This is a genomic window from Solibacillus sp. FSL R5-0449 (assembly GCF_037975215.1).
Classification (GTDB): Bacteria; Bacillota; Bacilli; order Bacillales_A; family Planococcaceae; genus Solibacillus.
Window position 1 is genome coordinate 3,509,817 of record NZ_CP150239.1, and the last position, 26,055, is coordinate 3,535,871.

Consider the following 26,055-nt stretch of genomic DNA (forward strand, 5'->3'; position numbering starts at 1 on the left):
GGTTTTATAAGAAATAATAATTTTTAGCTCGATTGATAAGTTCCCTGATTGACTGACAATTAAACAAAATATTCTAAAAACCACCAAAAATATTACTTTATTATTATTTAGATTAATCAATATCAGTTATAAATACCTATAATGAGTGTATTTAGTCCAGATCACTTAAATCACTTCAAGTGAAACTTCAATATTGCCTCTTGTTGCTTTTGAATACGGGCATACTTCGTGCGCTTTATGCACAAGTTCTTCCAACTGTTCACGCTCAATATCTGTCCCTTTCACTTGAAGCACAACACCAAGCTTAAATCCTTGGTCTTTTTCATCTTTTAATAAGCTGACATTAGCTGTTACTTCAGACGTGAATTTAACACGGGCTTTACTTGCTGTTAATTGAAGGGCACTGTCAAAACAAGCAGCGTACCCTGCAGCAAACAGCTGTTCCGGATTTGTTGAATTTTCGATTTTTTTTGCTCTCGGTGTACCTGGCATTGCTGTTTCAAATTGAATTACCCCATCATCCGACTGTACTTTCCCTTCACGTCCTCCCGAAGCAGTTGCAATCGCAGTAAATAATTTTTCAGACATTCCACTTCCACACCTTTCGTTTTTAAATACAACATATCCTTACCCGGTTTTTTCTTTTTTCAAAAGTATTTAATGTTAATTAATTGTTAATTTCCATACTAAGTAGCAAGAAATTATTCAGTTCAGGCCGATTTCTTTGCCAAAAAAGGGGATCGAAAGCTGTGGCTATGAAATTGAAACTGTAGGAATTCGTGCCTCTAATACTATTTTTATATACTGTTTTTCCTGTAATAAAGCCTGGAATCTAAACATTGTAAGTGTTGGTAACAGAACGGTTGCTTATGTTTTGTTTTATAAATGAGGGGTATCAACTTACAAGTATTCGTTGGGAGGGGATAGCAATATGTTTGGCATATCCGATCTCTTTTCATTAGTCATTTCTGCATTTATTATTTTGCCTGCTGTCGTATTTCTTAGGGAGCTAGGATATGCAATTGTCAGCCGGCTGTTTGGCGTAATTCAACCAAGGGTAACGATTGGTTCCGGGCGCAGAATTTTTAAGTTTGGTATGTTCGATATCCGCAGATACTATCATTTTTATAGCTGGTTTTCGTATGACAAATTAAAGCATGAAAATAAATTTGCCTTTATTAGTATTTATTCCGCGCCAATATTAATCAATCTAGTATTCGGTCTTACAATTAATTCTCTGATTGCCAACGGAATCATTGAAGATTATAAAACATTTTGGGATCGGTTTGTCTTTTATGCATTTTATTATGTTTTATTCGATGCCGTCCCGATGACCACGTTTAGCGGAAAACCAAATAACGGCATGATAATTTATAAAATGATTCGCTACGGCCAGCGGATTGATGCATCAAAAGAACATTTCCTCCCATCTACAACCGAGGTGGAGACTGAATATCAGGAATACATGAAAGAGATTGAAGAAACAGAAGAGAAAATAAAAAAGAAAAATCATGACTGATCCAGTAGCTATTAAACATTAATAAAAACCATTCAAATAAAAAGAACCAAGGTCAAAGCCTTAGTTCTTACCTCAATGTAATGAATAGATATCAAATATAAATTAGTTCCAGGCAGTTCGTTCACTTTCAGGCTCGTTCATGCCTGTTTTACTACGTTTAGAAGGAACGTTGTTTTCTTTTGCCGGAGCTGCATTAAAAATAAAATCAAGTTCTGATAAATACTCTTCTTGCTGTGAGATTTTACGACTTTGATTTACTTCTAGCTTATTCGCACTTTGCTTGCCTCTTGCTTTTGCATTGTTGCGTTTAAAATCCATATTTGACATAGCCATCCCCCATTGAATTTATTGAAAAGTATAAAAGCCTTTTCAGCTTTAAACTTTTCATTAAAAAGTTTAACCATTCTTAACTCCTTTTATTAAAGAAATATACAATCTCCTTTCCCCTATTAGTGAATTAGGGGTCCTTCAATTCTCCTCCTCTCATAAGATAGTTCTACTATTTCACAAAATTTGTAGGAAGATAGTTTTAACCTACCTCTACCAAACCAATACTTTTTATCAATCTTTTGGAAAAAGTAGAAGTTTCGATATTCGGATAATTTCCATTGTGATAAATTGGTAATACCGCATTAAACAGAATAGTGCGAAAATTTAATACAAAGGGGAAATGTGAATTGAAGAAGTTTAATTTTACGAGATTTTTCAGTAGTATTTTAGCTTTCGTCATGGTGCTCTCTTTATCGGTACCATTCTCGAATGCAAGCGCTGAAGAATCAAAACCATTCAAACAGGATGGACAAAGTGAAAGCATCATTCAGCTAAAGGCGGCAATCGCTGAACAACTTAGCTTGTCTAAAGATGGCCCAGTCCTTCATGAAAGCCTGCAAAATATTTCAGGTAATCAAGAGGTTGCAGTCATCGTTCATTTATCCGAAAAACCGGTGGCATTAGAACAAGGAATCAGCCAAGTTAAAGGCAAAAAATTCTCGAATGCCCGTGCAAATGAAGTACGTTCAAATGTAAAAGCACAACAGGCAAAAGTTAAAAAAGAATTAACTGCCAAACAAGTGCAAATGACACAAGGATACACATTTGATACGGTACTAAACGGATTTGCTGCAACAATTAAAGCAAATGATATTCCAAAACTGCTTTCAGTAGAGGGAATCACTTTAATTGAACCGGATGCAACAGTATACGCATCAGAAGAGGTTACAAAAAAACCAATAAAATCAAAAAACCCATCAGAACTTATTAAAGATGTGCCTGTGGAAGCACAAATGAATACAAGTATTTCTTTCCTTGGTATCGAAAAACTTTGGAATGAAGGCATTGAAGGACAAGGAGTAAAAGTGGCAGTGCTTGATACAGGTATCGATGCTGATCACCCTGAATTTGCCGGCATTTATAAAGGCGGAAAAAACTTTATTCCTAACTCTTCAACATACTCTAAACCACGTGCAGATGACGATGCATCGGAAACATTACCTTCAGAGCGTCCAGCAGGAACACCTGAATTTAATGCTAACGGAAGCTCGTTCTATACATCTCACGGTACGCATGTTGCCGGAACAATTGCGGCAATTGGTGCTAACGAATTCGGCATTAAAGGGATTGCACCAAAAGTAGACCTTTATGCTTACCGTGTTCTTGGAGCATACGGCAGCGGTGCAACATCAGGTATTGTTAAAGCAATTGAAACAGCTGTTCAAGAAGAAATGGACGTTATTAACCTTTCACTTGGCGGTGGCGCAAATACAGAAACAGATGCAGGATCATTTGCAATCAATAACGCCATGATGGCTGGAACAATCGGTGTTGTTGCAACAGGTAACTCTGGTCCAAACCGTGGAACAATGGGCACACCTGCAACTGCTCGTTTAGGGATTGCAGTCGGTAATACAACAAACCCCGAAACAATGTATAACGGTGAAGTTAACGTTACAGCAGGCGACTACAACTTAACTAAACAGCTTCCTTTAATGGGAACAACTTTTGGTAAAAACTTATCAACACAGCTTCAAGGTGAATTTGATTTAGTTGCGATTCCTGGAAACGGCGAAGTAAAAGATTTTGAAGGAATTGATGTTGAAGGTAAAGTAGCGTTAATTTCCCGTGGTAATATCGCATTTGTCGATAAAATTGCAAATGCTAAAGCAAACGGGGCGGTAGCTACAATTATTCATAACTTTGCAGGCGGAACGAATGCACCTAACATTTCAGGCACATTCCTTGGTGATTCTTTTGAGTTCCTGCCAACATTTGATATGTCAGTAACAGACGGCGAGGCAATTCGCGTGGCATTAGAAGGGGCTACAGGAAAAGTAAGCTTCGGCAAGTTTGCTTCAACTACGACAACTGGAGATGATGTAAACTCTTCAAGTTCACGTGGTCCTTCTACACCGAATTTCGATATTAAACCAGACGTAACAGCGCCTGGAACAAACATTATGTCAACGATTCCTATGTATAAATCGGACTTCCCTGATGCGGTTTATACTGAAGCATATGATCGTAAAACGGGAACATCTATGGCAACACCACATATTGCTGGTATCGCGGCATTAGTAAAACAGGCAAATCCGGATTGGAATGCATTCGATGTAAAAGTGGCACTTTCGAATACTGCAAAAGTATTGGATACTACAAAATATGATGTATTCTCTCAAGGTGCTGGACGCGTCAATGCTTATGCGGCGGCTCATCCGGAAATTCTTGCATATGCACTTGATACGGCAGTTTTAGACAGCAATGGTGCAATTGTAGAAAACAAAAAAGGGACAGTTACTTTTGGTCCTCAATCATTAAAGGACGGAAATATTTCTGTAACAAAACAAGTACTAGTAAAAGACATTAAAGGAAACGGCGGTAACTACAACGTATCCGTAGATGTGACTAAAACATTTGGCGATGCAGCTATTACAGTGGATCAGCCATCATTTACTTTAGCTGGTGAGCAGCTTTTAAACATTACATTAACGGCTTCACAAGCTGTTGCACCAAACGGTTCTGAGATTTTAGGTTTCATCAACATTAACGGTGGATCTACGGAAGCTTCATTGCCATTCGCAGCCGATTTCAGCAGCGCGGCAGCATCAACGGAAATTAAAGATTTAAAAATCACAGAAACTGATTTGTCATTTAACGGTGACGGTATTAAGGATTCTGCTGTACTTTCATTCACATTAACGGGTGATGTTGGAACGAACTATATCGAGCTTTGGGATATTATGAATCCTGAAGGCGGAGAATATGGAGATGGCTACATCGGTTATCTGCATGCTGGCGCTTCATTAGGAAAAGGATCTTACACGCTGAATGTCGGTGGACAATATAAACCATGGAGCGATGAACCGGCAACTACGATTCCGGATGGATTATATACAATCGACTTTACTGGTATGGCAGCTACAGGAGTAGTTTCAGATTATGTAGGACCGATTGTTGTAAAAACGACAAAACCAGAAATTACAGGTTCAGAAACTGAAGGTGTTGTTTCAGGACAAGTAACAGATAAGTATATCGACTACAATGAAGAACTGTTTTTATACGGTTTAGACTATGATTTAAATGACAAACTAAAAGCTTCATATGTTGCGACTGTAAACGGCGAAGTACAAGCACCAGTTGCATTCAACTTAAATCAGGACGGCAGCTTCACATTCCCGGTAACAGCAGAAACAAATGCTGTAACAGTAGTTATTACAGATGCTGCTGGTAATGTTGGCGAAGCGATTATCTTTGAAAATGAAGTAGTAGAACCTGTTGTAACACTTTCTGTAAATCCGACTGAGCTAGACCTGACAGCTGGAGAAACTGCACAGCTTGCGGTAACAGAAACAACAACACCTGCTGAAGGTGATGCAACAGAAGAAGACGTAACTTCAAAAGCTACGTATAGTGTGGCAGATGAAAATATCGCAACAGTTGTAAATGGTTTAGTAACTGCAGTAGCAGAAGGCACAACGACAATTACTGTTTCACATGGCGAAAATGAAGCAACAGTAACGGTTACTGTTAAAGCACCTGTAGTGGAAGAACCAGTTGTAACTCTGGAAATCGACCAAGCTCAAGTTGAGACAAGAGTTGGTAAAGAAGTTTCTGTTAAAATTACTGAAGTAACAACATTAAACGGTGAAACAACAGAAAAAGATGTTACAAACCTTGCAATTTACCAAGTTGAAAACGATAAGATTGCTACTGTAAATGCAGGTACTGTAAAAGGTAAAGGCCCAGGTACTACCTCTGTTACAGTAACATATGGTGAGCATACCCTTACATTTGATGTCAACGTTGTAAAGCCTGGCAATGGCAATGGCAATGGTAATGGTAATGGCAATGGCAATGGCAATGGCAATGGCAATGGCAACGGCAACGGCAACGGCAATGGCAACGGCAACGGCAATGGCAATGGCAATGGCAACGGCAATGGCAATGGCAACGGCAATGGCAATGGCAATGGCAACGGCAATGGTAAAGGACCTAAAAATAACAATGACGTTACAGAATATGAAATTTAATTAATATTTTAGCTAGTATTGCTAAGTTTAAGACTTCATCCCTCGATGGAGCTTAAACTTAGCTTTTTTTATCCTTAAGAAAAAGGATGCCTTTAAATTAAAGCACCCTTTCGAAATTTTATCCGATTACTATTTCTTTTTTCTTACTAAACTCTTCATTCTCCAAGTTCACTTTTTCAGGCTTCACAACAAATATACTAATTAAAGTCGCAACCGCGAACAAAGCGGCAATTACGTATAATACCATGTCGTATGATTGTGTTTTTTCAAGAATAATTGCGCTTAGCTGATTGCCCGTCAATCCTGCAAATGCCCATGCAGATAAAGCTAAACCATGTACAGTTGAAATACTGTCGATACCAAATCGGTCTGATAATAGCGGCGGTAAAGATGAGAACCCTCCACCGTAACCTGCATTCACAATACAAAGTAAAGCAATGATCAGAAAGGCCATAGAGTTATTTATTCCATCAAATACAACCGTACATAAAATAATGCTAATAGAAGAAATAAAAATTATTTTATAAATAGAGTTACGATCTGTTAAACGATCTCCCCATGCAGAAAATGCAATTCTTCCACCAGCATTGAAAATGGCAGTAAGCGAACTAACTAACCCAATCGCTCCAAAACCAATGAATGCTAAAATACCTTTTTCCTGTGAGATTAACGCTAAACCACATGTAATATTGATATAGAACATTAACCAAATACCGATAAACGTTTTATTCGTCAATACTCTTCTATAACTAAAGCTATGCATTTCAATATTTTCTTCTTCATATCCAGCCGGTTTCTTTAAAATTAAGTGTCCGATAACCATCATGACTAAATAGATTGCTGCTAAAATGTAAAACATTGTATAGATATTCGTAGGGTCTACTAACACCCCTTCACTATTTCGATTACCGAGTAGCTTTTCCATTAATGGACTTGCAATCACTTTTGCCAAACCAAAGCCGGCAACAGCAAGACCAGTTGCCAATCCCTTTTGTTCTTTAAACCAGAGCATCAGTGTTTTTACAGGTGTTAAATAGCCAATTCCAAGTCCAATCCCCATCACAACTCCGTAAGAAATATAAATACCGATCAATGATTTTTGATAAATAAAGAAACCTGTTGCTGCCATCCCTGCAACAAAAAATATTGCCGCTAACAAAGAAGACTTATGAATATCCTTTTCGACAAACTTTCCGCCAAATGCCGCAGACATACCAAGAACAAAAATCGCTATACTGAACGCCCATTCCACTTCACTGACTGGTTTGCCGATATAAGAGGCAATATCCCCCTTAAACAACGACCAGCAATAAACCGTACCAATACTACAATGAATCAATAAAGCTGGAATGACCGCACGCACCCATTTGTTATCAAACTTTCCCACTTCAAAACTCCTCATTATTCATTCAATCCAAAACACGAACTTTATACCAATATTTTATAATATAGTTCGTATATTACCAAAATTATTAATAATAAAAAGTAATTTACGGATTAAATATTTTATTTTTACGAACATTAACAAAGTGATTATATAATAACATTCGTGATAAATGAATAGTGATTTTTATAATTCTAGAAATGCTTCGCAACCTTTTCGGACTATTCTGTATTTCATTACATAAAAAAACAGCCTAATCATAGTAATTAGACTGTTTGAAGCAGAAAATTTTATCCTTCTATTACAACATATTAAACTAAAATTTATTTAAATATTATCTTCACCGTATAGCCAAGATTCCGGAAAAAACCTGCGAGAACTTTCTCGGCACTTTTTTCTGCTGACTCCAACAAACCTACTTCCATAGCTTCATCTTTGATTTTCTTCTGCGCTTCCGTTGCCAGGTCAAATCCCTCATCCCATTTCACTTCCCCACGAAACAGCCCTTCATCCGAAAAAGTTTTGACATCTTCCATCTGAATCGCAGGTTCCTGTATAAATGTTGCATGAGGCAGGGCAATCTCTATCTCTTTGGTATCTTCATTCACTTTAATATCATCTGATGTAACTTCTTTCAGATTAACGCCTGCAATGACTGTCGCAGGAACTATCAATAATAACTCTCTTTTTGTACCTGGTAAATTAACCGAAATATCGTTCCCAAACAGTTTATTATCCTCTTGCTCAATGATTACTTTCATATGAGCTTCAGCGGTTGCGAGCATTGCTAATTCCTGAACCTGTTCCACAAATACTGTACTTTCTTTTTTAAAAGTAGTACCGAAAAATAACCAAGTACCCCCGAATGTGAAAAGAATAAGGAGCAATGCAATTAATAAAATTTTAAATCCCCAAAACTTAAATATAACTTTAAATATTGCTCCGGAAATATTGGAGTTTCCACTGCGTTGTCCTATAACCGCAGTGGCAGCACTTTCTTGCTCACTCTTTTTCAATTCCTGCAGTATTTTTTCAATTTGTGTTAATGCTTCATCTTTTTTACTCAAGGCGTCTCCTCCTCCCTTATTGTATTGAGGAAAGTTATAATTTCCATATTTATACTAGAATATCATATCAAATTATCTACTTTTGTTAGATTATAAAAGGTGATTACAACATATATCGGCCGATGTGTAATCCTTTTCATATTTTTCAAATCTTGTTAATAGCAATTTTCATCAAATACATTTAAACTATCGAATGGAATTATTTTAAGAGAGGTTACAAAATGAAAAAACAATCGTTGTTTATACGAGGGGCTCTATTTGCAACAATTATAATAGGTTTGTTCCTTGCACTTTTCAAAAGCGGTATCTCTGTTTCGGACCTGTCACCCCAGCTTATTTTGGAGCTTGCCCATAACAATCTAACTATCGTTATTTTAATAATGCTATTATTAATGTTCCTACAGAACTTATTTACATTTATCCCGTTAATTTTAGTCATTACGATTAATATTGCATTGTTTGGATTTTGGCGCGGTTATTTATTTAGTACATTCAGCAGTGTTATTGGAAGTACATCCATTTTCCTTTCGATTCGCTATTTTTTCGCAAATTTATTCACTTCTGAGAAACTACAAAAATATGAGCAGCAAATTAATAAAAATGGATTCCTATTTGTTCTGTCAGGGCGTATTTTGCCATTCCTTCCTACGAATTTAATAAACATCGTATCCGGTTTAAGCAAAATGAAAATATCGTATTTTATTTCAGCTACTACAATTGGCAACATGATTTATGGACTAGTATTAGCCTCTATTTCTTATGGAATTGTCTCTGTCTCACAGCAATATAGACAACTTTTTTATGTGCTTATTGCAATTGCAGCCATTATCGTTGCAGTCCGATTCATTAAAAAGCAACGTACAAGCAGTATTTAAAAAAAGAAGGTATCGCACCTTCTTTTTTATTTTGTTCTATTAGCTATATATCAACTGTACCTTAAGTACTCTTCCTTTTAATAAAGGAGATAATATTAATATATAAAGCAGTCATCTCTTCAGGGGTTTTGTCTAAATCATTTTGAACCCATTGTTCAATTAATCCTAGGAAAGCAGATGTGATAAATGCTAAAAAGTATTCCATCGGCACATTTAAGTTTGCGATGAAGCTTTCATTCCCCTCCAGGTTTACTCGTACTTTTTCTGAAAATGCTGCTCTAAATCGAAGGTGGAAGCCCGCTCTTCCATGTTCGCTTAAAAAGATTTTCAAAAGTGGTGCCTGCATTTTTATCGAATTAAATAACGAGGAAGCTAATTGTTCCTGTCCTTTTTCAAACGTATGTGTAGATGAATAGTTCGATTGCAATTCATCAATATGATCCCCTAGCTCTTCAAATAGTTGTATTTCAATCTGATCCAACAAATCAAATTTATCGATAAAGTGTAAATAAAACGTCCCACGATTAATCTTGGCTGTTTTCGCAATATCCCCCACTGTAATCGAATCAAAAGTTTTCTTCTCCAGCATCTCCATAAATGATTTTTGAATAAGCTCTTTTGTTCGTCGATTTTTTTCCGTATAAACGCTCAAAAAAACACCCTCTTTCCTCAAAATTGAACAATCTGTTTATTTTGTTGATTGCTTTGATTTCCCCTTAAATTATAAAATAAATGAGTAATAATAAACAACATGTTGAAATTTGAGAAAGGATGAAATTCAAATGAGATTATTTAAAGAAAAATTAGCATGGGCTGCTCCTATTGCTGTTATATTAATTATTGCTCTATTTTCAGTAAACCTATTCGCACAAGGGAATCCGCAAGTAAAAAATCTGCCGGTTGCTCTTATTGTTAATGATGAGGGTCAACACGTTGATACGATTCTTGAAGCCGTTGAGCAAATGAGTCAAGGTGTAGATGGTACAGAACCGGTTATGGCATTTACAAATGAAAAGGAAGAAAATATTGAGTCACTTTTTGCAGATAAAAAGTATTATGCAGCACTTGTCATCCCTGAAGGCTACAACGACACATTGCAAAATGCACTATCGAATAACGAAGCTGCCAAACTGCAAATATCTATTAACCAAGGCTTTAATATGACAGGCGCAAACTATGCGAAAACTGCTTTAAACGGGCTTGTCTCTGGAGTGAATGACCAATATTCGGCAAACTTTTTAGCACAGCTTGGTACTGATAAAATTGATGCTACACAAGCTGCAATCTTAGTAAATCCAATTGTTGCTGAAGAAAAAATATACAATCCTATTACAGCATCCACTGCTAACGGGAGTGCCCCAACTTTATTGGCAGTACCTGCATGGGTAGGTGCGCTAATCGGTGGATTCATTGTATTTTTAGCAACGTCAGGTATCTTGAAAAAAGAACTGTTAACTCGTAAACAATCATTACGTCTCATAGGCGGGCAAATTTTATTCGGCGTAATTATTGCCCTATTCTCGGGCTTTACTGTTGCAACACTTGCACAAATCGCAGGAATTAATATGCCAGGCTATTTCCTGGTTGCCTTCTTTGTATCATTTGCGGCATTCTGTTTCTATTTATTAGTATCTGCAATTACTGCATGGATCGGCAAACCAGCGATTACATTATTCATGGTCGTCATGCTTTTAGGTATGGGTGTTCTTATGACACCACAGGAAATGCTTCCAAGTTTCTTTGTAAACTTCATTCGTCCTTGGGTACCAATTCGCTTTGCTTCTGAAGGTTTACGAGAAATTTTCTACTTCGGCAGCGGATTTTACACGGGTGCTTCCTTCAATACAATTTTAGGAATTGGCATTGCAGGTTTAGTTATTTTCTTACTGTCTGTTTTCAAACCAGTAAAAGTGAAAGAACAACAAAACTAACAAATAGAAAAACGTTATTTTGCATTCGGTGCAAAATAACGTTTTTTTATTTCCCTCAATTTTTATTCTTTCGCTGATCCGTCATTTAAATAAACTTCGCCGCCTTTATAAACCATTTGTTCTGGGTAACGCAGATTTATAACGGCATCTTGAAGTTCTTGTGATGGTGCCCGTGTTGAAAGCGAAACAATGATATTAGTAGCGAAGGCAGCAATGGCTCCGAAAATACCTGCACCCGTATCAATGATGCCTAATATTGTATAGCCACCATACTTCGCACTGAAGATATAAATAAGTGTTACCGCTAAACCAACTAGCATTCCCGCTATTGTTCCTTTTGCATTAGCTCGTTTCCACCATACACCTAATACGAGTGCCGGGAAGAACGTACCTGTTGCAAGCGCAAATGCCCATGCAACAATTTGAGTAATGGCACCAGGAGGGTTTAATGCAATAATACCAGCCAATAATGTTGCAACAACAATTGAAATACGTCCTATTAACAGGCGTTTTTGTTCAGATGCTTGTGGATTGATGATGCGGTAATAAATATCGTGTGCAAATGAAGAGGAAATAGAAATCATTAAACCACCAGCTGTAGATAAGGCGGCTGCCATTGCGCCTGCAGCCACAAGTCCAATAACAAATACACCAAGATTTGCAATTTCAGGTGTAGCCATTACAACAATATCATTGGCAATTTGCAGTTCAGGCCATTGAAGAATGCCGTCACCATTTGCATCGGCTATCCCCAATTTCCCTGTATCTATCCATGATTGAGTCCAAGCAGGTAGCTCCGCAATTTTATTACCGGCAACTTCCGTCATTAATATAAAGCGAGCAAAAGCTGCATAAGCTGGTGCACTAAAATATAAAAGCCCGATAAACACTAATGCCCATGCACCTGACCAGCGAGCAGCCTTCATAGTACCAACTGTATAAAAACGTACGATTACATGCGGAAGTCCAGCCGTACCACACATTAACGTAAACATAAGAGCTAAAAACTGCCACTTAGTTCCATTTGTAAAAGGTGCAAAATACTCCGAAATACCGAGCTCCCTGTCGAGTTCACCCATTTTCGTTAAAATTTCACCATAAGAAATCCATGGTAATGGATTACTAGTCAAATGGAATGACATAAAAATAACAGGTACTAAATATGCGATAATTAAAATCAAATATTGGGCTACTTGTGTCCAAGTAATACCTTTCATACCACCAAATGCTGCATAAAATGCAATGAGTACAACGCCGATCATTGTTCCTATTTTCGCATCAATTTCAAAGAGACGTCCGATTACTACACCAGAACCTGATAGCTGTCCGATTGAATATGTGAAGCTTATAATAATTGTACATAAAGCTGCTATTATTAGTGCTGCCTTACTATTGAAACGGTCTCCGATGAATTCTGGCACAGTATAGCGGCCAAATTTACGAAGTTGCGGTGCAAGTAATATCGTTAAAAATAAATAACCACCAGTCCATCCCATAATATAAGCCAATCCGTCATAACCAAGCAGCATGATCGTACCAGCCATCCCGATGAAGGATGCTGCACTCATCCAGTCTGCCCCGATTGCCATACCATTAAAAATCGGTGGAACTCCACGACCTGCAACATAGAAGTCTGATGTTTGTTTAGCCGTATTATAAACGGCAATCCAAATATATAAAGCAAATGTAGCCAGTATAATTAACATCGAAACTATAAATTGAGTATCCATGAATTACCTCCCCCCATTAGTGATTAATCATATTGTTTGCGCCAATTTCTTCATTTCGTGCTTCACTAATACCATACTTTTTATCAATTTTGTCCCCAACAATTGCATTAACAAAGAGTAAAATAATGAAAGTAAGCAAAGCTCCAATTGCCCCCATAAAATAGTGGAACGGGAATCCCAAAAACTCAATATCAGTTAATGAGTCTGCAAGCGCTACCATAACAAAGGACACTAAAAACCAGATAGCAAAATAAACGGCCATGTACTTATTTTTCTCACGGAAATAGGCATCAGCAACTTTTTTGTCAATTTTTTTCATCTAGACCTTCTTTCTTCAAATTTTTATCGTAAATCAAAAATAAAAAGAATTGTTTCCTTTAAAGGAAGTGGTACTAAAATCACCTTAACAACCATTAAAATCATAAGTCCTATTATAGGAAAGGTGAGCGCGATAAAACGTTTTTTTATTAGTCCATAAGCAAGACAGCAAATGGAGAAAAGAATAATGAATAGAAGCAACTAATTCCCCCTATGTCTTTATGTTTTTTTTAATGTATGTTAAAAATGTCCAGGATAAAACGACTATAGAATAAAAAAATCATTTGAGTAGGGATAACTAAAAAAGACAAGCTTCAAAAATTAAAACCACCTAGTACGAAGAAAAATTAACGTTCCAGGTGGTTTTCATTAAAAATATCCCAACTTATGATATAGTTTATTTCCTATTTTATCGGATACATTTTTTCTTATAAACTTAAACACAGAATACATAATTATTAAAGGTTCCGCGGTTCCCTATGTTATATTGGAATAGTAGTAAATGACCAGCATTCTTTTGACATCGAAAATGTTTATTTAAAATGGTTAAATCAGCATTATTGGGTGCCAAACCCATTAGAGTTCTTCAGGAACAAAGAATTCTACCGCAGCATCTCCAAGTGAGATGCTGTCTTTTTTTTGCAGAAAAATTTAAAAAGCTTAGAGGTTATTAGCATTTAATTTCCTCTAAGCTTTTTTATGTTATTTTTATTAACCAGCGCTATCTTCCATACACGTTGCAGTGCCGTTCGTTGGAATAAGCCTTTTTTGCTCCCGCTGTTCTTCCAGAAGACTCATCATTAATGATTGAATCAACTTTGTTACGACATTTGCGTGTATAGGATTTGCAAGATTTTTTCTTTCAAGAGGATCTTTCGTAAGATTATACAGCTCATATTGTTCGGGCACAGGAATTGTTTTGGTTACTATTTTTGACAGAGAAACAGTGACCTCTTCATTAATTGGCGTTTGGCTCTGGATTTCCGTTACTTGATCTTCTACTCCGGGATTACTCCAAAATTGGGGGTTGTCGAAGTATCTGGAAAATTTCCAGAGCTCCTTTTCCCTATTTTGACCTGTTGAAAGATAAGCAATGACTGATTCTATATGATTTGGTTGGGTAACAGAATTATACGGTTGACCAGTAATACTAACCTGAGATAATCCTCTCGTTACATCATCATCGGTCATAAAATACACTGGTTCATTTCTCCTCAGGAAAGCATCTTCCCCATGGAGAAGTGGCGTTAAATCTCTTCCTACTGGTTGATGTACTTCAGTATGATTTTTCCTTAACTCCTGCTGAATTTTTTTGGCATCAATTTTTGCCAATCCCAGCAGAGTTGGCAAAATATCTACATGACTCGTCAGCATATCTGTAGTTTGCCTATTTGAAAACAACTTCGGACTATGAATGATAAATGGTACATGAGTCGCTTCTTCGTATGCGTTATACCACTTTTGAAATAATCCCCCATGAGCACCTAATAAATCCCCGTGATCAGAAGTAAAAATAATAATCGTATTATCATAAAACTTGCTCGATTTTAATTTATCGTATACTTTTCCCATTTCTTGATCGACTTTTTTATGGAGAGAAAAATAAAGCTGACGATAAAAAAGACTGTCTCTTGTTGGCTGGAAGGCTTTGTGATAGGTTTCCTTGTAGCTTTGTTGCGCAGTTGGCTTTGTGTGCAGTAATTCATCCGATGTAGGAGCAGGTGGAATAAAAGGTACAGAAGGGTCTACTTCAAAGTTGAATAGCGGGTGGTATTCAGTTGTTTGGCCGAACAATGTAATATCATGTGGATTTAAAAATGAAGATACGATCAACCAAGGCTGACCTTCATTAATGCTATCTGCTTCAAGTGTATGAAGTAAATCAACTACCTCTCTTGAATACACTTCATCACGCCCACTCGTTCCGATGGCAGCAGATGAAGCAGAATTTCGGGGATTTGATCCATGTGGTTCTGGACCAAGCCAGCCAGAAAAGCCGAATTCATTTAGTCGATCAGATTCCAAGTAAAAGTTTTCAAGTTTTCGGTCAGGAATACCTGTATTTGAGTCGTAACTAGGCAATGCATCTTGAGTTCCAGGAATTAAAATATCCTGAGGGCTCGCATGCCATTTCCCCTTCCAAAATGTACGGTAGCCTGCCGCACGAAAATAGTCTCCAAAAGTTGGAACTGTATTAGGATCTAACCAAAATACATCCGGTTCAAATGAAGAAGCAGCAGCCCCTATTGTTTTAGTCAGTCCATGTAATGATGGGTATTGTCCCGTATACAGTGTTGCTCTACTCGGTGAACAAGCAATGCTTCCAACATAATGGTTTAAAAATTCCATTCCATTTTCCCGTAATAATTCCTGTGTCTTTAAGTTTTCTTTACGCCATTTCTTCAGTTCCTTATTTTCGTAAACAGTCGGAAACCGTTGTTCATCCACTAGAAAGATAAGGATATTAGGTTTTGTTTCCCTTATGTTTTCCTCTTTCTGCAGTTCCAAATATTTTCCCCCTTGCAAACATCAATAATTAAAACATCTTATGTTTACAGTTTAAAAATTACGATACGCATTAGGGGGATATTACTCAGAAAGGCACCAACTGGCTCTGTATGCTTACTATTTAAGGGAATTCTCTACATTTCTTTCATTGAATAAGTTTCTTTCGTAATCTTTTTGTCCTCATACATACGTTTATCACACGTATGATATAAGGTTTCATAGTCTAAGCCATCTTCTTTTATAAAAGCAATACCTATACTTGGTACAACTTCGATTTCAATGTCATTCTTCTTATATAAATTCTTCTGGAATACATAACGTACCTTACTTATTTGCTTTAAAAACTTTTCCTTTGATTCAATCTGCTCAAAAAACATAATGAATTCATCACCGCCTAAGCGTGCAAGTATATGTGGGTTTGGTAAATTTTCACGCCAGCAATTTGATGCAAAAACTAACACATTATCTCCTGTTAGATGACCGTATACATCATTTATTTCTTTAAAGAAGTTTAAATCACAGAGCATTAATGCAGCATCTTTTTCTTTGGACTGTCTCAACTTCTTTTTAACTTCTTCTTCAAAATAAGTACGATTATATAACCCGGTTAATACGTCATGATGCGCTAAGTATTCAAACTGTCTAGATTGCAAAAGTAAGCTTTCTTCATACTTTATAGATTCCGTAATATCATGTAATATGAACATCTTTCCAATCGGCTTATTATTACTTCCATTTACATATGAAAAATGAACATTATAATATTTATCTCCCAGCTGCATTGATTGTGATGATCCGTTATCTATTTCAGCATTATGTTCAATGAATTGTACTAATAGCGGGAATTGAGATAGAATCTTTGCTGCCGATTTGCCGATCAATTTTTGATTAGGCTGCTCAAACAAACTATTAGCCGATTTATTATAAATTTTTAAATTATTATCTGTATCGAAAATGACTACAGCATCATTGATAGATTCGAAAACTTTTTTCATAGCCAAAGGAGATAATTTCAGCATATTAAATTGATAAATTCCCCATAGGTAAAATAATGAAGAAAAAATAAGTCCAAATGGCGAAATATCGATTGGAATTTTTATTGCACCTATAGAATGGATGAATGGAAAACCAAACACAAATAAAGAACCAATTATCATCAGGATTACTTGTTTTCTTTTCTCTTTATTTGCCTTAAAATACATTTGAAGTAATAATACAATACCAAACAAATGGTAACTATAAACGTAGAAAATATGTAAGTAAAATAGTAGGCCTCTATCCAAATCAATTAGCGGAAATCCCTGAGAAAAATCTAATGCCGCGCTCTTATAAAATAAGTGGTGCCATTCATTAGTAAAATGGGCAGTTAATGTATAAATGGGACCGATTAATAATAGGGGAATTATTCTTTTTGTTAAAAACCTTTGCTTACCTGTAAATTGTAATGTCATGATCACCCAAATAAATGGAGCAAAGGGAATTCCTATATATTGAATATGTATCCAAAACATCATTTGATCTACTGTCGTACTTAAAAGTTGAAATGCATAGCCAAATGTATAGAAAAATGCTGTCAAGACACCCAAGCCATAACTAATCGAAATAGGAGTTTCTCTATTTTGCCAAGCATAATACAGCAACATCATGTAACAAAAAACAAAAAGAAATAAAATGGATGAAAGTATAAAGTTATAGCTCATAATGTGTATTCCTCCGATAGAGTCTTTCAATAAATACTAAGTTATAAAGATAAGGATAGAACTATTTCAAATTGAAAAATCCATTTTAATATATCTATTCGTAATATTATCACGTGACTCTGATTTACAATAAACTTTTGCTTGCAAGATCTCCACTAGCACTCAGTTAAATCTTTCTCCATTCTTCTTTTGGAAATTAGACCATTGTTTTAATACATCCCTTTACATCTTTTTTCCCTTCTGATTGGTTGAATTCCTCCTTTTATTATCAAAATTAAAAAAGACATACCCATTTTATCTGGATATGCCTAAGTATGGATAAAATTATTGCAATTTGCATTGACTCATTGACTATAAAATTAATTATTAAGCTTATGCCATAAAATAATCTACTCTATGCTTATGTATCTTTATAGTAAGGCGAAAATCTAAAATTAGTTCTTCTGTTTTTGACTTGTATTATCTAGAAATTCTATCAGCTTATTAAATGTATTTTCAGCCTGAAGTGTATTCATCATAAATTGATACTCATGTCCTAACTTAGCTTCTTCAGTTGAATAGAAGATTTGGGAAACTTCTACACCCTTGTTTTTCAGTTTATCAGCTAATTCTTTCCCTTGATCATCAAATGACCCTATATTACCATCTGTTATAAACGTAGATGGAAAATTGCCAGAAACATGTTGAAGAATAGAAGCTTCCTTTACTTTATCTGAATTTGTCCAATTTCGCTCACCTATATAAGCCCAGCCAACTCGCTTAAACAGAAAATTTATTAAAAAGCTACTACTATTGGAAAGCTTTGAAACATCGTATGGTCCACAAAATAATAGCACACCTTTAATCTTGTCTGATGAAACAGTACCTTCTATTCCAAGCATATTTGCATAGCCTTTATCTACTTGAACATTCACAAATTGGCTAATAATTTGTGCACCTGCTGAATCCCCTGCAAAGTATAGACGATTCATATCAATACCATATTTTTTTGCATTTTTATCTATAAATTGAAAAGCTTCTTTTACTTATTATAACGGCGTGGGATATTTGGAATTCGGCGCTAAGCCATAATTAATGTTAATTACGATATAGCCTTTACTAGCAATCTGAACTGCATATTCAGTAATATCCGACTTGTCACCCCCCAAAAAAGCTCCTCCGTGTACCCAGAATATAACCGGCAAATACCCTTCATATTCCTTAGGTTTAATGATATCAAGTTTCCCACTATTATAATTTGAATTGTAAGAGAGATCATTTTCTATCTGAACCGATCTTTCAATTTCCTCATAGTTTGTCGGCTTAACCGCGACCCCACCTTCAAATAATCGGCGAACGAGTAGTGCCGTTGGTTTTGGCGTAACTATGAATAAAAAAACAATAGATAAACATATTGTTAGAATCACCCCTATTACTATCATCATTTTCACTCACTTCTTGTACTGATTTTTATTCTTTATACAATTCTCCGATGTCCTTACCCATTATAAGCATGGTAGAATTCATCCCTATAATCTTAGGGATAACTTTCGTTTTTGATTCTTTTCTATATACATACTTTTATCAGCCTCTATATACACATTTTCCATTTCATTAAACGATTGATCTCGAAAAGCCTTGCCGACTGACATTTGGAGATGAATTTCATCATTTTCCACTGTTGAATGATTAATTTTTTTTCGTAGTTGTTCACATAGGAAATCCACCTGTTCCCTAGACGTCTTTGGTAGAATAACGACAAATTCATCACCTCCCACTCGAGAAATAATTGTCGTATCGGGGAAGAAATCCGTTAAAAGCTTAGCTACTGCTTGTATAAGCTGATCTCCCCTTTTATGTCCATATGTATCATTTACAAATTTTAATTTATCAACATCACATAGAATCATACCAATCGAAACATTTTCTATTTCATTATAATAATGCAGCATTCTCTCAAAATAGCCACGATTATAAATATCAGTTAAGGCATCATGTGTGCTTTGATAATATAACTCTTGCTCCAGTTTTATTTTTTCATCAATATTACGCATAATACCTTGAATTGCAATGATTTTTCCATTTTCATAGATAGGCGTTGCATATTCTTCAAAATAATGATAGATTCCGTCTGTTCCTTTTAAACGTTGAATGATTCCCTCGTTATAATTAATCTCCCCTGAAACTTTCGACTCCATAATTGCTTTATCTTCTGGATGAATCATTTCAAAAGGCGTGTTTGAATCCTTATTTAGCGCTTCTAATGTACCTTTACCTAAAAAGAAATCTACAGAAGGACTAGTGTATATATGCTTATACACAGGCTTTACCTGATAATAATAAATAATATCTTTGGACCTCTCCACTAGTTTTAAGGGAATATTATCTTTTAAAAATTTTGATTTTCGATATTTTATATAACTCCTGTATATAGCCAACCCAATTACTAACCCAACTAAAAATAAAATCATTACTTAAGTCTCCTACCAGACATTTAAATTAGTTTAATTTTCCTGTATTTTCATTATAGTTATAAAATTTCAAGTAATCTACTACATAACTTAAATTCAATTTATAAGATCTATTTAACCTTTAATTTTTGTAATGAATAATTAAAAAGAACTGAATTGAAGGGGATTTTAGGGAGTATCCTTCTCTCCTTGACTAAGATAGGGTTTTTCAGGAAAACATATTCTTGGTATGATGTTAAGGTTGTGTAATTATTATGGTACACATTTACATTCATCTAAGAAAGAGGTATTTATGGACTCCACAAAATTATCAAAGCAATGCCCCAATTGTCGAGCTACTTTTGCTGAAATGGGCTCACTAAAAAACAGCCACACATGTCCTCCATTTCCAGATCTCGAACGTTCAATACTAACAGGTACATCAAGTTGTTGACATGTATCTACAAATGCTTGAATATCTTTTTGCCAATCACGTTTATCAAAATCTACTGCTAAAAACCAATACGTTTCATCTTTTAACAATGGGTATAGACCGATAGTAATCTCTCCTGAAAGATGCCGATAAATCGTTTCATCGCTAAGAGGTATTAGTTTTCTAACCTGACATTGCGAACATTTTATATTTGGCTTCTGACATAACGGAGGCTGCCACTCTAACGAACAGGCAGGTGTATAACCTGATTTATTATTTTTAGACTGCCATCGAACAGCATAAACATCGTCTCTTCCGCGGAATAAACTTTTAAAAATCTGCACTCTTTTTTGAAGGATTTTTTCTTTCAATTGTTCGTTATGATTAGCTCGCTTAACTGGCTCTACTATTTTATTTGGTTCAACTTGCTTTTGTTTAAGCAATCCCCTCAAATGTGCATTTTCTTTTTTTAAATGTTCGATTTCTAAAAGGGCTTGATGGAGTTGTTGTTCAATATTCATCAAATTGTGCCTTTCCGTTTTTTTAAAACTCAATTTTTATTCCGATTCATCTAAATTCTTTATAATTTTTTGCACCAGATTTTTGTATCCTTAAATTAAACTCAAAATTAGAAAAAGTGAAAAATAACCAATTATTTCGCTATCAAAATATCTCAACAAATTAACGTATCATTAATTTAAATTTAGCGTATAAATAGCGTATTTAAATTATAAATTAGCATACGAATAGCGTATAATTAACGTACGTTATTATATTCTATTTGAGGTGATTCATCTGTACACACCAAAATTTATTTACACGCAAGCTATTGTAAAAGATTTAATGTCAATTGAACGTTCTCGATCTATCGTAGAACTAATGCCTATTCCGGCACATATTGAAAGTGACTTAAAAGAACAAGCTAAATTAAAAGCAACCCATTACTCAACACGAATTGAAGGGAATACTTTAGATTTAGAACAGGTTGCACGTGTAGTTAAACAAAAGAAGGACGACTTAAGAATACCTGTCGAGGAAGAAGTACGAAATTATTGGGAAGCCCTTTCGTTTTTAACACAAGAAAAAAATAAAAATACACCCATAACTGAAGATTTTATTAAAAAGTTACACTCCATCATTGTTAAACATGGCTCAGGTAGAAAGTCTTCTAAAAGTAATTACCGTGGACCAATGCCTCCAGGAGTACTATTTGCTGTTTTCGATAATCAAACAAGACAACCCGATTATATTCCTCCAGAATACTCTGATGTCCCTGCGTTAATGAAATCTTTTGTTAAATGGATACAGTCAGAAAACGAAATGCCTGTTCCGATTAAAGCTGCAATTGTTACTTATCAACTACTAACGATTCATCCTTTTGAAGATGGTAATGGACGTACCGCACGAGCTTTAGCATCTTATGTTTTATCAACAACTAATTATGATGTGAAAGGCTTCCATTCTATTGAAGAATATTATGTTGAAGATTTACAAGGCTACTACAAACATTTACAAATGGGCTTACCCGCTCTTTATTATGATGGGCGTGAAAATCCAAAAAATTTAGCTCCATGGATTGAGTATTTCCTTAGAACAATGGCACTTGCCTATGAAAAAGTTGCTAATCTATCTATCCAATTTGCTACCTCCACTACAGATCAGCGTATCTTATCGTTAGAGCCAAAAGAAAAAACGTTACTTCGCTATTTAATTGAACGCAATAGACCTGTTAAACCAAAAGAAATTGCTGAACTGTTCCAAGTGAAACCAATAACGATTACAAAATGGGCTAATACTTGGTTAGAAAGAAATATAATTGAAGGGGCTAGTGGAAATCAGCGTATCACATCGTATAGAATTGGTAAAAATTATAAAGATTTAACTTTGAATGATTTAGGTTATAAAGAAGACTAAATAAAATCACGCCAAACATTATCAAATAAATGTTTGGCGTGGCAATATTGATCACTAATTCTTATCTCACTTCTTTAGCTTTCTTCTAGAATATGTTACGCCCTCCCGTAATCTATCTGCAAATTTCTATTTACTATCTAACAAAAACAAACCACCAACTACAATAAATCTACTGTAATCGATGGTTTATTAAAAACCGCCCTTACTTATGATACGGTTCACCGTAACGTTGGATAGGGTAAATCATAAATATTAATTAGATTTTCTTATATACAAATATTTGTTAAAATAAATGCGAGGTGAGGAATATTGGGGAAAATTGATAATGAGAAACTATTTGATTACAATAAACACAATCTTGTTTATATTAGCGAATATATTAAATTAGCAGATCAAAAAGCTAATATCCTTTTAACAATCAATATTGCATTGATTGGTTTCTTTGCAAACTATTTAAAAAATGCTAATTTGGATGAAAATGTAATTACCAAAGTATTTTTAATAATTGGAGTTGTAATTTTAATTATATCAGCCTCAATAATTCTAATTAAAATTCTCTGGCCAAGATATAATCTCAATGTAAATGAATATATGTCATGGGGTGGAATTGCTGCACATTTAGATAAAGATTCTTATACAGCAAAAATTAAGGATAAAGAATTTGATACTTTTCTTAAAGATATGGCTGAACAAAACTATGCATTAGCTAATGTTTGTAAGGCAAAATTTAAATATTTAAAAATGAGTACGTGGTTTTTTTCTACAGGCATTTTAGTCGTAGGTATTTCATGGTTATTAGACAAATAAAATAAAGGGACTAATTTAATGTCCCTTTATCATTGATTCATATGCTTTTGTAGCTTTCATTATAGTATCTTTAAAATCACTTACATAATCAGATACTTCAATACTATCTAACTCTTTTGGATCAAACCATTTTATATCAGAATGATTAGCTCTAGAATAATTTTCACTAACATCATCTGGATTTAAAACTCTAGCAATAAAAATTATCCCCGGGATTTTTCGTCCTTCTAATCTATCTTCCATAATATAAGTGCTTATTGGTGTTAATTTAGAATAAAAATCTATATTCGCACCAAAGTCTTCTTTATAACTTTCTGTTAAACATTCTGTGAAATCTTGAGCCTTTTTTAATTGACCGCACCCAAACTCCCAAACACCAGGGAATCTCCTCTTATCTGGCGGACGTTTAGCAATTAGTATGTGTCCATTTTCATTAAAACAAACTGCTACACAGTGTACTTCAGCTTGGTTATATTGGGATACACTAGGTAAAACATTTATAGGGGCTGCATCTTCCATGCATTTTTCAATACTTTTTACTTTATCTAAATTATCAACTTCAATAAATACTTTTTTTAATCTATCAATTTTCATTTCACTCGAGAAATCTTTATTTTTAATTTTATTAACAATTTCAGATTTAAAATGTTCGTCATATAGATACATTTCATCTGGTTTATCCCATGATTCATAATACCAAATTATAGGATAATGTCTATCGTTCCAAATTCCTTTTAGTCTTTCATAGGTAACTATTCTAAGGCTGTCTAAAACATTATAATTACATTCTTCTTCTATAATTCCACGTTCTTTATATAACAGATAAGCTAATTCTGCACTTACTACTACCTTGTCTCGCTCAGCAAATTTAGAAATTCTAAATCCTAAATCAATATCAGAACCTAAAAAATCCACATTTCTTTTTTGATTAATATCAAAGTTTATAATTAAATTGTTTAATAAAGTCTCGCTTTCAGCTAAGTTCTGAGATTTTACAAATGTTGCTTCTGCAATCCATAAAGTTGATTTTATATACAAAATATTTTTAGTTTCTGGATACTTAATATTTAAAGCTTCTAAAACTGTTTTTATAACTCGATAAGCAATTTTCGGAACATCGTACAAGTCCGATACTTTATCAACTTGCTTATAAAATAAAATCTCATCACCTGCATATCGCCATACCATGCTGTTAATAAAGTTTTTTAAAGCATGATTTTCAACTAGTTCATAGAATCTATGAAAAATAACTGGCCATTTTGTAGGGTAAAGCGATTTGAAAGCAGTAGAATTAACCAAATCAAATGATACAAATAAAAATGCTCCACTTTTATTATCATTATCATTTGAATTTACTACTAATTCCATATCAATAAGATTTTTCTTCAGTTTAGATAAATTATCCATTATAACCACCCAAATAAACCAAGAAATTTCCCTCTATTTGACACAGCTTGAGTAGAAACATCAAAATGGTTCGCAATCTCTTCTATATCATAAAATCCATTTTTAAAATTCTTCTGAGATATATCCATAAATTCTTCTAATGGCATTAATAAACATGCTGCAAACTCATTAGCTTCAAATTCTTCAATATTATAGCCATATCTATAATATACAGAGTCAACATATTCATTTGTACTATTCCATTTTTCTGGGTTAATCAAATATCCCATATGAAGGAATAAATGCCCTAACTCATGAGCTATAGAAAACCTTTTTCTCTTTTGATTTTTATCCGGATCAATTGTTATTTCAAAGGAGTTACCTAGTTTTTCTATTTTCGCTTCCATATTATCGTCAATATTTGTAGTCTCAATTAATCGACCACCTAATTGTTCCACTAATAATTTTAAATCAATAGGTGCTTCTAAGTTAAATGCATCTCTAATTACTCGTGTTATATCAGATATATATTCTTTTCTTGAATTCTCCATATTATCACCCCTTTTACTTTTATAAAAAAGTTATACCTTCAATATGTATTGAATATTTTTTACAACAAATACAGGAATAAATTTGATTGTAAAAAATCTATTTTAAAGGCTCCATTACCTCTACTATGGTATGAATTATCTGTTCGGATCCCTTAATACAATCGTCTAAAAAACGTAACAATTCTTCATCAATTGAATCAATTTTCACATAGTTAGCTTTTCCATCAATAATAGTAACCAAAGGCAATCCTCTATTAAAGGCAAATTGACCATCTGCTCTAAAAAAACTCATATATTCTATACCCTGTTTATTATAAACTTCAACAAACGCATTATCTACTGCTACTACACTTAATTTTTGATGTTTGCTCTCGTTACAAACTGTAGCAAATTTTGAAAGCCAATCACTATACTGAAACGATTCGAATAGCTTTATTATTTCCAAATTTATTTTATTCACTCCCGGTAAAGCCTTTTCTACTTTTTTATTTATTTCTTCGGGAGAATCTTCTGACTTAACTATAGGGAAATATATCCTTCTCGAAACCTTTCCAGTTATTCGTTCGACTACTTCCATTGCTGTATAATCTAAAGCAGATCTTAAATGCTCTAAAACTTCCTTCAGAACTATTTGTATTTCAACTGATACAATCCCATACAATATTGCTTCTTCATAAGGATCTCCATGATCACCTATTTCATTTCTTCTAAGCTTTGCTCTTTTAATTAATGCATATGCCATGTCAAACCTATTCATAACAACCTCCGGAAATAAAATCTATTATTAATTAATTTAAACTTTTTTTTATTAATCCCTTCTTTTTTAATTTTTTTAACAAATTTTTTCTCAGTACCTGGTCATTTATATAACAAAGGGGATACCCATGTTTCATGCCCCACCCCTATACATAAGTCGTTATGTATCCATTTGGATATGTAGCGGCTTTTTTGTGTTACAGCGAAAAAGGCGTAGTGAGAAG

Annotated in this window: 20 protein-coding genes and 1 pseudogene; 6 read left to right on the forward strand and 15 right to left on the reverse strand. The window is 34.6% G+C overall.

The window, feature by feature from the left end:
- Positions 1–165 precede the first annotated feature (165 nt).
- Positions 166–588 carry an organic hydroperoxide resistance protein gene (locus tag MKY27_RS17615; protein ID WP_339196644.1) on the reverse strand — a complete coding sequence of 141 codons (423 nt, stop codon included), beginning with the start codon at positions 586–588 and terminating at the stop codon, positions 166–168.
- 343 nt (positions 589–931) lie between these two features.
- On the opposite strand from MKY27_RS17615, the gene MKY27_RS17620 reads away from it, so the two are divergent.
- The gene (locus tag MKY27_RS17620; RefSeq protein ID WP_339196645.1) at positions 932–1,519 is read left to right on the forward strand and encodes a hypothetical protein; all 588 of its coding nucleotides are present in this window, start codon (positions 932–934) and stop codon (positions 1,517–1,519) included.
- A 102-nt stretch (positions 1,520–1,621) separates the two neighbouring features.
- On the opposite strand, the gene MKY27_RS17625 is transcribed toward MKY27_RS17620, so the two are convergent.
- On the reverse strand, positions 1,622–1,846 hold the full coding sequence (locus tag MKY27_RS17625) for a hypothetical protein (RefSeq protein ID WP_339196647.1): 225 nt from the start codon (positions 1,844–1,846) through the stop codon (positions 1,622–1,624).
- Positions 1,847–2,196: 350 nt separating this feature from the next.
- Here MKY27_RS17625 and MKY27_RS17630 point away from each other — a divergent pair, with 350 nt between their 5' ends.
- Positions 2,197–6,042 carry a S8 family serine peptidase gene (locus MKY27_RS17630; RefSeq protein ID WP_339196649.1) on the forward strand — a complete coding sequence of 1,282 codons (3,846 nt, stop codon included), beginning with the start codon at positions 2,197–2,199 and terminating at the stop codon, positions 6,040–6,042.
- Positions 6,043–6,160: 118 nt separating this feature from the next.
- Here MKY27_RS17630 and MKY27_RS17635 read toward each other — a convergent pair whose 3' ends face one another.
- Both MKY27_RS17635 and MKY27_RS17640 read right to left on the reverse strand, forming a co-directional pair.
- Positions 6,161–7,429 (reverse strand): OFA family MFS transporter, encoded by a 1,269-nt coding sequence (locus MKY27_RS17635; protein WP_339196651.1) that lies wholly within the window; start codon positions 7,427–7,429, stop codon positions 6,161–6,163.
- A gap of 320 nt (positions 7,430–7,749) precedes the next feature.
- Positions 7,750–8,493 carry a DUF4230 domain-containing protein gene (locus MKY27_RS17640; protein ID WP_339196654.1) on the reverse strand — a complete coding sequence of 248 codons (744 nt, stop codon included), beginning with the start codon at positions 8,491–8,493 and terminating at the stop codon, positions 7,750–7,752.
- Between the two features lie 221 nt (positions 8,494–8,714).
- Between MKY27_RS17640 and MKY27_RS17645 the strand changes: the two genes are divergently transcribed.
- The gene (locus MKY27_RS17645; RefSeq protein WP_339196657.1) at positions 8,715–9,368 is read left to right on the forward strand and encodes a VTT domain-containing protein; all 654 of its coding nucleotides are present in this window, start codon (positions 8,715–8,717) and stop codon (positions 9,366–9,368) included.
- Positions 9,369–9,429: 61 nt separating this feature from the next.
- On the opposite strand, the gene MKY27_RS17650 is transcribed toward MKY27_RS17645, so the two are convergent.
- Positions 9,430–10,020: a TetR/AcrR family transcriptional regulator gene (locus MKY27_RS17650; RefSeq protein WP_339196659.1), complete on the reverse strand. Its 591-nt coding sequence runs from the start codon at positions 10,018–10,020 to the stop codon at positions 9,430–9,432.
- Positions 10,021–10,150: 130 nt separating this feature from the next.
- On the opposite strand from MKY27_RS17650, the gene MKY27_RS17655 reads away from it, so the two are divergent.
- A complete protein-coding gene (locus tag MKY27_RS17655; protein WP_339196662.1) occupies positions 10,151–11,299 on the forward strand; it encodes an ABC transporter permease in 1,149 nt (382 codons plus the stop codon).
- Positions 11,300–11,361: 62 nt separating this feature from the next.
- On the opposite strand, the gene MKY27_RS17660 is transcribed toward MKY27_RS17655, so the two are convergent.
- From MKY27_RS17660 to MKY27_RS17690, 7 genes and pseudogenes are all read right to left on the reverse strand, one after another.
- A complete protein-coding gene (locus MKY27_RS17660; protein WP_339196665.1) occupies positions 11,362–13,029 on the reverse strand; it encodes a sodium:solute symporter family protein in 1,668 nt (555 codons plus the stop codon).
- Between the two features lie 16 nt (positions 13,030–13,045).
- Positions 13,046–13,348 carry a sodium/substrate symporter small subunit gene (locus MKY27_RS17665; protein ID WP_339196667.1) on the reverse strand — a complete coding sequence of 101 codons (303 nt, stop codon included), beginning with the start codon at positions 13,346–13,348 and terminating at the stop codon, positions 13,046–13,048.
- A 710-nt stretch (positions 13,349–14,058) separates the two neighbouring features.
- Positions 14,059–15,855, reverse strand: a complete 1,797-nt coding sequence (locus MKY27_RS17670; protein WP_339196669.1) for a sulfatase-like hydrolase/transferase — start codon at positions 15,853–15,855, stop codon at positions 14,059–14,061.
- 134 nt (positions 15,856–15,989) lie between these two features.
- Positions 15,990–17,555, reverse strand: coding sequence for a histidine kinase N-terminal 7TM domain-containing protein (locus MKY27_RS17675; protein WP_339196672.1), 1,566 nt, complete (start codon positions 17,553–17,555; stop codon positions 15,990–15,992).
- Positions 17,556–17,989: 434 nt separating this feature from the next.
- A pseudogene (locus tag MKY27_RS17680) lies at positions 17,990–18,979 on the reverse strand (alpha/beta hydrolase).
- Positions 18,980–19,063: 84 nt separating this feature from the next.
- Positions 19,064–20,005: a diguanylate cyclase gene (locus MKY27_RS17685; protein WP_339174531.1), complete on the reverse strand. Its 942-nt coding sequence runs from the start codon at positions 20,003–20,005 to the stop codon at positions 19,064–19,066.
- A gap of 252 nt (positions 20,006–20,257) precedes the next feature.
- The gene (locus MKY27_RS17690; protein ID WP_339196675.1) at positions 20,258–20,938 is read right to left on the reverse strand and encodes a hypothetical protein; all 681 of its coding nucleotides are present in this window, start codon (positions 20,936–20,938) and stop codon (positions 20,258–20,260) included.
- A gap of 322 nt (positions 20,939–21,260) precedes the next feature.
- Here MKY27_RS17690 and MKY27_RS17695 point away from each other — a divergent pair, with 322 nt between their 5' ends.
- Together MKY27_RS17695 and MKY27_RS17700 are read left to right on the forward strand one after the other, a co-directional pair.
- Positions 21,261–22,331: a Fic family protein gene (locus tag MKY27_RS17695; protein ID WP_339196678.1), complete on the forward strand. Its 1,071-nt coding sequence runs from the start codon at positions 21,261–21,263 to the stop codon at positions 22,329–22,331.
- Positions 22,332–22,640: 309 nt separating this feature from the next.
- Positions 22,641–23,138: a Pycsar system effector family protein gene (locus tag MKY27_RS17700; protein ID WP_339196682.1), complete on the forward strand. Its 498-nt coding sequence runs from the start codon at positions 22,641–22,643 to the stop codon at positions 23,136–23,138.
- Positions 23,139–23,153: 15 nt separating this feature from the next.
- Here MKY27_RS17700 and MKY27_RS17705 read toward each other — a convergent pair whose 3' ends face one another.
- The 3 genes from MKY27_RS17705 to MKY27_RS17715 all read right to left on the reverse strand — a co-directional run bounded on the left by MKY27_RS17705 (position 23,154) and on the right by MKY27_RS17715 (position 25,832).
- Positions 23,154–24,545: an NUDIX domain-containing protein gene (locus MKY27_RS17705; protein ID WP_339196683.1), complete on the reverse strand. Its 1,392-nt coding sequence runs from the start codon at positions 24,543–24,545 to the stop codon at positions 23,154–23,156.
- A complete protein-coding gene (locus tag MKY27_RS17710; RefSeq protein ID WP_339196685.1) occupies positions 24,545–25,075 on the reverse strand; it encodes an ImmA/IrrE family metallo-endopeptidase in 531 nt (176 codons plus the stop codon). Before MKY27_RS17710 ends, MKY27_RS17705 begins: the two co-directional genes overlap by 1 nt.
- Positions 25,076–25,172: 97 nt before the next feature.
- Positions 25,173–25,832, reverse strand: coding sequence for a hypothetical protein (locus MKY27_RS17715; RefSeq protein ID WP_339196687.1), 660 nt, complete (start codon positions 25,830–25,832; stop codon positions 25,173–25,175).
- Between the last annotated feature and the right edge of the window lie 223 nt (positions 25,833–26,055).